This window comes from Planctomycetota bacterium (assembly GCA_038746835.1).
In the GTDB taxonomy this organism is placed as follows: domain Bacteria; phylum Planctomycetota; class Phycisphaerae; order Tepidisphaerales; family Tepidisphaeraceae; genus JBCDKH01.
Map to the genome: position 1 here is coordinate 1 of JBCDKH010000157.1, position 8748 is coordinate 8748.

General features: G+C 66.2%; 5 protein-coding genes. 2 read left to right on the forward strand and 3 right to left on the reverse strand.

What is annotated here, in order from left to right:
• Nucleotides 1–183 precede the first annotated feature (183 nt).
• Nucleotides 184–1086 (reverse strand): OmpA family protein, encoded by a 903-nt coding sequence (locus AAGI46_13325; protein ID MEM1013187.1) that lies wholly within the window; start codon nt 1084–1086, stop codon nt 184–186.
• A gap of 118 nt (nt 1087–1204) precedes the next feature.
• Nucleotides 1205–2017 (reverse strand): metallophosphoesterase, encoded by an 813-nt coding sequence (locus tag AAGI46_13330; protein MEM1013188.1) that lies wholly within the window; start codon nt 2015–2017, stop codon nt 1205–1207.
• Between the two features lie 36 nt (nt 2018–2053).
• Between AAGI46_13330 and AAGI46_13335 the strand changes: the two genes are divergently transcribed.
• Both AAGI46_13335 and AAGI46_13340 read left to right on the forward strand, forming a co-directional pair.
• A complete protein-coding gene (locus tag AAGI46_13335; GenBank protein ID MEM1013189.1) occupies nt 2054–5974 on the forward strand; it encodes a class I tRNA ligase family protein in 3921 nt (1306 codons plus the stop codon).
• Nucleotide 5975: 1 nt separating this feature from the next.
• Nucleotides 5976–7256 carry an FGGY-family carbohydrate kinase gene (locus AAGI46_13340; protein MEM1013190.1) on the forward strand — a complete coding sequence of 427 codons (1281 nt, stop codon included), beginning with the start codon at nt 5976–5978 and terminating at the stop codon, nt 7254–7256.
• A 135-nt stretch (nt 7257–7391) separates the two neighbouring features.
• On the opposite strand, the gene AAGI46_13345 is transcribed toward AAGI46_13340, so the two are convergent.
• A complete protein-coding gene (locus AAGI46_13345; GenBank protein MEM1013191.1) occupies nt 7392–8534 on the reverse strand; it encodes a mandelate racemase/muconate lactonizing enzyme family protein in 1143 nt (380 codons plus the stop codon).
• Nucleotides 8535–8748 lie beyond the last annotated feature (214 nt).

Consider the following 8748-nt stretch of genomic DNA (forward strand, 5'->3'; position numbering starts at 1 on the left):
GCGAGCGCAGCGAGTCGAAGGACCTCGCCTGGTTGTCGTCACAAACGCGCTGCGAGGTCCCTCGCCTGCGCTCGGGCTGTCGGATCGTGCCAAACGTCGCCGTTGACGCAAAGGCAGCTGCGACCCTCAAGGTCGCAGCTGCCTGGTGCTTTGGTTGCCACAGGTGCCCGAAGACGCCCGGGCTCACTTCATCGAGCCGGAGTCATCGATGCCGGTTGGCTCGATCTCCGCGGCGGCGGGCATGGCTTCGACTTCGGGTGTGGCAGTCGCAGTGCCGCCGCCCTGGACGGTCTGCGGGAGGATCATCACCTCGACGCGACGGTTCTGAGCCCGGCCGCCGGCGGTGGCGTTGCTGGCGACGGGCTCCTGGTCCGCCCGGCCGACGACGGCCACGCGGGTCGCGCTGACGCCCTGACCCATCAGACCCTCGGCCACGCTGATCGCGCGGTGCGACGAGAGGTACCAGTTGTTCTTGTGACCCTTGGCCTTCGTGTTGGCACTGAACGACGTGACGTTGTCCGTGTGCCCTTCGATGTTCAGCAGGTAGCTGCGGGCCACCGGCGAGTTGAGGATCTGGGCGAACCGCTGGATCGCCTGGTTCGCGTCGGCCAGCAGCTCGGCATCGCCGGACTTGAAGGTGACGTCGCTCTTGAACTTCACGATGCCGCGATCAGCGTCGAAGGTGATCAGGTCCGGGTTCTGGGCGGCGTAGCTGGACAGCTCGCTCGTCAGCGCAGCGGGCAGAGCCGGGCCGGTGCCGATCTTGCCGACCAGCTCCTCGTAGCGACGGGCGATCTCGTCGCGCTCGCCGGTGAGGCTGGCGATCTGCATCTCGTAGTTGGCCAGAACAGCGTCGGCGGAGCGATCGGCGTCGCCGATGCGGCCCAGCTGCTCGCGGTAGCCTTCGGCGAGCGTGGCGTTGCTGGTGGCTTGCTGCTGTGCGAGAGCAAGCTGGTCGGCTAGGTCGTTCCGCTGGGCCTCGAGGGCGCGGTAGTCTTCCTGGTTCACACAGCCAACGAGCGTCGTCGCGAGAAGAGCGACGGCAGCGGTGCCGGCGAGACGGGCGGGAGCTAGGGAAATTGCCATGGTTTCTGCCTCCGTGCAGGGTGCGAAGTGATGATGCGGGGACGTCCTGTCACGGCCGCTGCTGGCGATTATGCCGAGAGGTCGCGTGGTTGCAACTTTATCTGACTACGCCAACGCCTCATTCTGGTTCGTTCGCCCGCACCAGACGCAGATCGATCCACTCCGGCGGACTGAAAACGCGAAACGGCAACCGCGTCGTCCCCACGCCACGCGACACGCAGAGCCACGTCTCGCCGACGCGGTGGATGCCGCTGCTCATCGCGTTCGGCAGCGTGTCGTGCGTCATCAGTGGTCTGGTTGGCAGGGCGATCTGCCCGCCGTGCGTGTGACCCGCGAGGTAAAGGTCCGGCCGAAGCAGCGACAGCCGACGCACCTCGTCCGGGTAGTGGTTCAGCACGACGAGCGGCACGTCCGCGTCACGCGTCAGCGAGCCCGCCTCGGGCCACTCGTGGCGGAACGTGCCGGGCATGCCCAGCAGGTCGACGACGGTCTGGCCCGACTCGACGCGCAGGTATCGGCCGTGGAGCGGCATGACGCCCATCGCCTCGAGCCGGGCGGCGATGGTGTCGCCATCGTGGTTGCCGATGATGCCGAAGCTGCCGAGCCGCGCGACCCCGCGAAACCCGTCGAGCACGGCCGCCAGCGTCGCGATGTGCCGCGTCGGCGTCAGCTTGTCGTCGACGAAGTCGCCCGTGAACAGCAACAGGTCCGGCGGATCGCGACGAAGCTCCTCCGCCAGCCGAACCAGCCCGCGCGGCACCGTCCGCCGAAGGTGCAGGTCGCTCAGGTGGACGATCCGCAGACCCGCCTCCGGCAGACGAGCCGCGGCAATTGGCAGCGTGGCCGTGACCCGTCGAAGCCGTCTCGGGGGGCCGATCTGCAGCCACGGGCCGGGTTCGACGTCGATGCTCGGCTCGGGCGAATCGACCAAGACCATCGACACTACCGGCTAACCTGCAGGAGCGACATGACGACTGACACGACGACCCAGCTTCCCCCGCGCTACGAAGCCGCCGACGTTCAGAAGGAGGTCGAGCAGGTCTGGGAGGCCGAGCGCTGCTTCCACGCCGAGCCGGACGCGACGAAGGAGCCGTTCTGCATCGTCATCCCGCCGCCGAACGTGACGGCCCGCCTGCACCTCGGGCACGCGTTCAACAACACGATCCAGGACATCCTCGTCCGCCACGCCCGCATGCAGGGCAAGAACGCCGTCTGGATTCCCGGCACCGACCACGCCGGCATCGCGACGCAGACGGTGGTCGAGAAACGTCTCCTGCAGACCGAGGGCAAGCGTCGCACCGACTACGACCGCGACGAGTTCGTCGCCAAGGTGCAGGCGTGGAAGGACGAGTATGAACAGGTCATCCTCGGCCAGCTCAAGGCGATGGGCTGCAGCTGTGATTACGAACGCACCTGCTTCACGATGGACGAGCAGCGGAGCAAGGCCGTCCGGGAGGCCTTCTTCCGCCTCTTCAAGGACGGTCTCATCTACCGCGGCAAACGCCTCGTCAACTGGGACCCGGCAACGCAAACGGCGCTCGCCGATGACGAGGTCGAGAACGAGGAGATCGACGGGCACTTCTACTACCTGAAGTATCCGCTCGTCGGTTCCGACGAGACGATCACCGTCGCGACGACGCGTCCCGAGACGATGCTCGGCGACACGGCCGTTGCGATCAACCCGAAAGACCCGCGGGCGGAGTCGCTGCGCGGGGTGAAGGTGCTGCTGCCGATCGTGGAGCGTGAGATCCCGATTGTCGAAGACGACTACGTCGTCATGCCGGGGGACGAGGATGATCCGAAGGCGAAGTTCGCCACCGGATTCCTGAAGGTGACGCCGGCCCACGATCCGAACGACTGGGACATCGGCCAGCGCCACGACCTCGAGGTCATCAACACGATGGCCCCCGACGCGTCGATCAGCGACGCCCACGGCTGGACCGCCGAAACCGACGCCGCCAAGCAGTTCGTCGGCCTGAGTCGTGAGGAAGCCCGCAAACAGATCGTCGCCTGGTTCAAGGACAACGGCCTGTTGGAGAAGGTCGTCCCATACCGCCACAGCGTCGGCCACAGCTACCGCAGCCACGTCCCGGTCGAGCCGTACCTGAGCGACCAGTGGTACGTCGCCGTCCAGAAGCCGATCCCGTGGATGGAAGACACCGGCCTCGTCGAAGGCACTGACGTCCCGGCGAACAGCTTGGCGGGCCTGGCGTTGATGGCGCTCGAAGGAACTCCCGCGAGCCCCGAGCGTGAGCGAGGGGTTTTGGACAAACAGCAGACACCCCTCGCTCACGCTCGGGGCTCGAGGGGTGAGACGTTGTCGTACCTCATCACGTTCACGACCTACGGAACGTGGCTTCAGGGACGCGAGCCCGGAAGCGCGGACCGAAAGGGACACAACATCCCGGGTGAGCCGTACCTCGTCGGGGACGAGGCAGAGGAGCGTCGACAGTTTGCTCGTCTCAAGCACGCGCCGACAGAACTGCATGAAAGTCAACGAACCACAACTCAAAACGCGATCATCGGCGTATGCGAGCATCGCGGCTGGACGCTCCACGCGTTGCATGTCCGCTCGAATCACTTGCATGCCGTTGTCAGCGCAGACGCGACACCCGAGAAGGTGATGTCTGACTTCAAGGCGCGTGCGACGCGGTCGTTGCGAGAAGCAAACTTGGCGGGAGCAGACCAAAAGGTCTGGACGCGTCATGGAAGCACGCGATACCTGAAGTCGACTGCTTCGCTTGACGGAGCGATTCGCTACACCGTCGATCAGCAAGGTCGTCCGCTCAGTCCCGCACCTTTTCGAGAAGAACCCGCGAGCCCCGAGCATGAGCGAGGGGTTTCTGGGAATCGCTCAGAACCCCTCGCTCATGCTCGGGGCTCGCAAGGGGGTTCTGCGGTCGCTTCGCTTGGCGACGACGTGCTGACGTTCGTGCCGGAGCGGTATTCGAAGACGTACCGCCAATGGAACGCCGCCCTCCGCGACTGGTGCATCAGCCGCCAACTCTGGTGGGGACACCGGATTCCGGTGTGGAGCGAGCAAGTCGGCGTTCCCACTCAATCAGTTCCTGCAATCTTCAATTCACTCGATGCTCAGAGCAAGATGTCGGGCAATGGAGCAACCGAGCAATGTGCGTTTGCAATTCAGGAGCTGTCATCTGGCGGGGAAGCTCGAAAAGCACTCAGCTTCGATGCCCGCTACCAAGCATCGGATGCGTGGCGTGAGGAAGCCGCCTTCATGATGAAGTCTGGATTTTCGCAAGACCCCGACGTCCTCGATACCTGGTTCTCCAGTGCGCTGTGGCCCATGAGCACCCTCGGCTGGCCTGAGCGGACGACGGCGTTGGAGATCTGGAACCCAACCAGTGTCCTGTGCACGGCGCGTGAGATCATCACACTCTGGGTCTCGCGGATGGTGATGTTCAATCGCTACATGCTCGCCCACCCGGACGAGCAGTCACGAAAAACCAATGCGAGCCCTGAGCGTGAGCGAGGGGTTTCGGACGATCAGGCAGAACCCCTCGCTCACGCTCGGGGCTCGCAAAGTGACGACTCGCGGAACCTCCCTTTCCACAACGTCTTCATCCACGCCATGATCCAGGATGGGCATGGGCAGAAGATGTCCAAATCCCTCGGCAACGGCGTGGATCCTTTGGACATCATCGACTCCCACGGGGCCGACGCGATGCGGTTCACGCTGGCCGGGATGGCGACGCACACGCAGGACGTCCGGCTGCCAGTCGATGCGGTCGATCCGCACACCGGCGAGACGTTCGAGGCCCAAACGTTCAAGAACGCCGCCGGCTACGTCGTGGCCAAGCCGATCCAAGAGCACAAGGGCAACAGGTCCGTCAGCGGCTATGGCCTGGCGACCGGCGAGGCGACGCCGAGCGACGACGTGCCGCTGGCGCGGAACACGAGCAGCAAGTTCGACCTCGGGCGCAACTTCTGCAACAAGCTCTGGAACGCGAGCCGGTTTGTAATTGGGAATCTGCAAGACGCCGGAGCGGAAGCTCCGGGTTCTGGAGCGACGACCGACGCAGCTCCGACCTCGGAACCCGGAGCTTCCGCACCGGCGTCGACCGGTCCATTGCAGGTCACCGACCGCTGGATCCTCTCGCGGCTGTCGCAGACCGTGGCAGCCTGCGACGGCGCGCTCTCGGACTACCGCTTCGATCGCTACACGACCGCCTGCTACGACTTCTTCTGGCGAGACTTCTGCGACTGGTACGTCGAAAGCACCAAGCCGCGCACGAAGGCAAACGACGCGGTGGCCAAGCAGGTATTGGCGGTCTGTCTCGACTGGTCGCTTCGGCTGATGCATCCGATCGTGCCGTTCGCGACCGAGCGGCTCTGGTGGTCGCTCAACGAAGCCGCGGCGGAGCGGGGCGTCGGCGACTACGCGTGTCCGGCGAGCGAGCGGTGCATTACCGCGGCGTGGCCGAGCGATGTGCCGGCGGCGGACAAGCAGGCGATTGCCGACGTCGATCGGCTGCGGGAACTGGTGCTGGCGGTGCGTCAGTTGCGGGCCGATCACAAGGTCGAGCCGAAGCGCGTTGTGCCGGTGCATCTGAAGGGCATCACGCTCGACGACGCTCGGCAGGCGTTCGAGACGTGGGCAAATGCGGAATTAGTTGATGCGGAATCCGCGGCTAGCGCCGCGGCGTCGGCGAAGGTGGGGGACGTCGACATCCTCGTCGGCGGCATCATCGACGAGGCCGCCGATGCGGCGCGGAATGAGAAAGAGCGTGCCGCGTTGGAGAAGCAGGTCAAATCGCTCAAGGGCCGGCTCGCCAACAAGGGCTACACCGACAAGGCCCCGCCGCACCTGGTGCAGGAGACGCGCGATCAACTCGCCGCCGCCGAGAAGCAGTTGGCGGAGCTGTGACATGACGCACACGCTCGCCATCGACGTGGGGTCGTCGTCCGTCAAGGCCGCGATGCTTGACGGCACGGACCTCGCCAGCGACGTCGCCTCAGCAGCGTTCGAGACCGACCACGACGGCATCTACGTCGAAGTCCCGGCCGAGCGCATCGACGAAGCCATCCGGCAGGCCGTCGGGCAACTCGACGTCTCGACGGCTGAACGCGTGGGTCTGACGACCATGGCCCCGGCGTGGCTGGCGATGGACGAGGACGGCCGGGCGATCACGCCGATCGTCACGCATCAGGATCGGCGCGGCGGCATGACCCAGCAGCTCATTGATTCGACCACCGGTCGGAAGGTGACGTTCCGGCAGCTCACCGGAAACGTGCCGACACCGGGTGGAATCAGCGTCACGACGGCAACGTGGTTGAACAACAGAACCGATTCGGTGAGACGCGCCGCGATGGTCGGACACCTGCCCACTTCGCTGTTTCGCCGCCTGTCGGGCGTCTGGGCGATGGATCCGAGCAACGCCGGCTTTACGGGAATGCTCGACATCCGACGGATGGCGTGGTCTCGCGAGGTCTGCGATGCCGCCCGGTTCCCGATGAGCAAGCTGCCGCCGATTGTCGACGCGGCAACGGTTGTCGGCGAGACGCGCGAGAATGACCTCGGCATACCCACCGGCCTGCCGCTTTTCGGTGGATACGTCGATGGCAGCGGGCCGTTGCTCGTGGGCGGGGCGAAGCCGGGGACGCTGATGCACTCGGCCGGCTCGACAGACGTGCTGGCCGTTTGCGTCGAGAAGCCTCGGCCGACGAGTGGGTTGCTGTGTCGGCCGCTGGGAACAGGCGGGCTCTGGGTGCTCGCCGCAACGCAGGCGGCGGGTGGGTCGGCGCTGTCCTGGGCGAAGCGGACGCTCTTTGCCGACTGGAGCGACGAACAGTTCAACGCCGCCATCGTCGAGCCGGTCGGCCGAAAAACGTCCGTCACCTTCCACCCGCATCTGGCCGGCGATCGACAGAGCGTCGAACAACCCACCGGCGCGTTCACCGGCCTGACGCTCGCAACGACGCGGGCGGACCTGCTCACAGCGGTCAAGCACGGCCTTGTCGGCGATCACTCGCGTCGGCTTAAGCGCCTGCTCAAAGTCGCCGGCGATGTCGATCGTCGCGTCATCACCACCGGCGGCGGCGGTGTGCTGCCGGGGCTGATGCGCGCGACCTGGCCCGGCGACGACTGGCAGTTCGAAGAAGTCGAGCAGGGCACGCTTCGCGGGCTCGGGGCCCTCGCTCAGGAGTGATGCGAGGTGGAACCAGCCTTCCGGGAGGTCATCCGTTATCCCGAGCATAGCCGAGGGACCTCGTCTGGTCGACGGTGCCGGATGACGGCGAGGTCCCTCGACTCGCTTCGCTCGCTCGGGATGACGAGCGCTCAATCAAGTGTGACTCCGTGTCACGACGACCTCGGCTCGTGCGAGCACGTCGGGGTCGTAGGTCAGCCCAAGGCCCGGGCCATTCGGCACCGTTAGCCGGCCATCGCGGATGGCGAAGCGCGGGGCGTACCAGTCGGCGTTGGGTTCTGGATGGACGGACCATTCGTGGAACGCCGCGACGTCGTCGACGAGTGACGCGACGTGCAACAGCGAGACGCCTTCGGGGCCCGACTTGGGCGAGTGCGGCGTGACGCGGAGGCCGGCCCGGTTTGCGGCACCGGCGACGGCGAGGCTGCGGTCGAGTCCGCCGACGTAGTGCGCGTCGGGCTGGAGCAGGTCGACCACGCGATCGCCGATCATCTGACGAAACGTCGGCCAGGCGTGATCCTGCTCGCCGCCGGCGACGGTCATGTCGATGGCTTCGGCGACACGCTTGGTCTCGTCGAGGTCGTCGAACGGACACGGCTCTTCGAACACCGCCACGCCGTAGTCGGCCAGCATGCGGCTCACCTCGATCGCGTGATCCGCGTCGTAGCTGCCGTTGGCGTCGGCCCAGAGCTCGGCGTTCGGGACTGCCTTCCGCAACGCCTGTGTGACGGCTTCGGACCGACCCGGCGCGGCGTCGGCGTTCCGACTCATCCGGCCGCCGACCTTGTACTTGATCGCCCGGCAGCCGGTGGCCTCGACACGCGGCGCGAAGAGGGCGACTTCCTCCTCGGCCGACGTGTGCCGGCCGGTGTGGCTGAGGTAGAGGTCGACCTCGTCACGTCGTCGTCCGCCCGCGATGTCGCCGATGCTCTTGCCTGATTTCTGGCCGACGAGGTCGAGGCACGCCATCTCGACGGCCGCGATGCAGACGCGCGTTGGCAGGCCGAACTTGTACGAGCTCTTGTGTCGCCACATCGCATCGGAGAGTGCGCGCACTCGCCGAGCATCCAACCCGACGGCCACCTCTGCCTGCTGCTTGAACAGCGACGTGAAGAGCGACAGCCGCGACGATCCTGGTGCGATCCCTTCTGCGCCGTCACGGTCCGTCACCCGGCAAAGCCACGCGTGCGGCACACGCAGCAGTTCGACCCGCGCGATCACGCACGGGTCGGCAAGGTGTGACGTCACGTCTTGCAGCGGTGAGCTGGGCAGGTCCATCGTGCCCACCGTAACGCGACGATGGACGTACGACGCTGATCGTTCGAGGTTCCCTGATACGAATCTCGGTTTGGATGCGCGCGCCTGATAGCGAGCCCCGAGCGGGAGCGAGCGGGGACCAGCGAACCCACAGACCCGCACGCGCACGCGCGGGGCGCGCAGCCCGCAGCGCGGTTGCAAGCGCGTGCCCCAGCGGCGCCGCGACACCGACAGC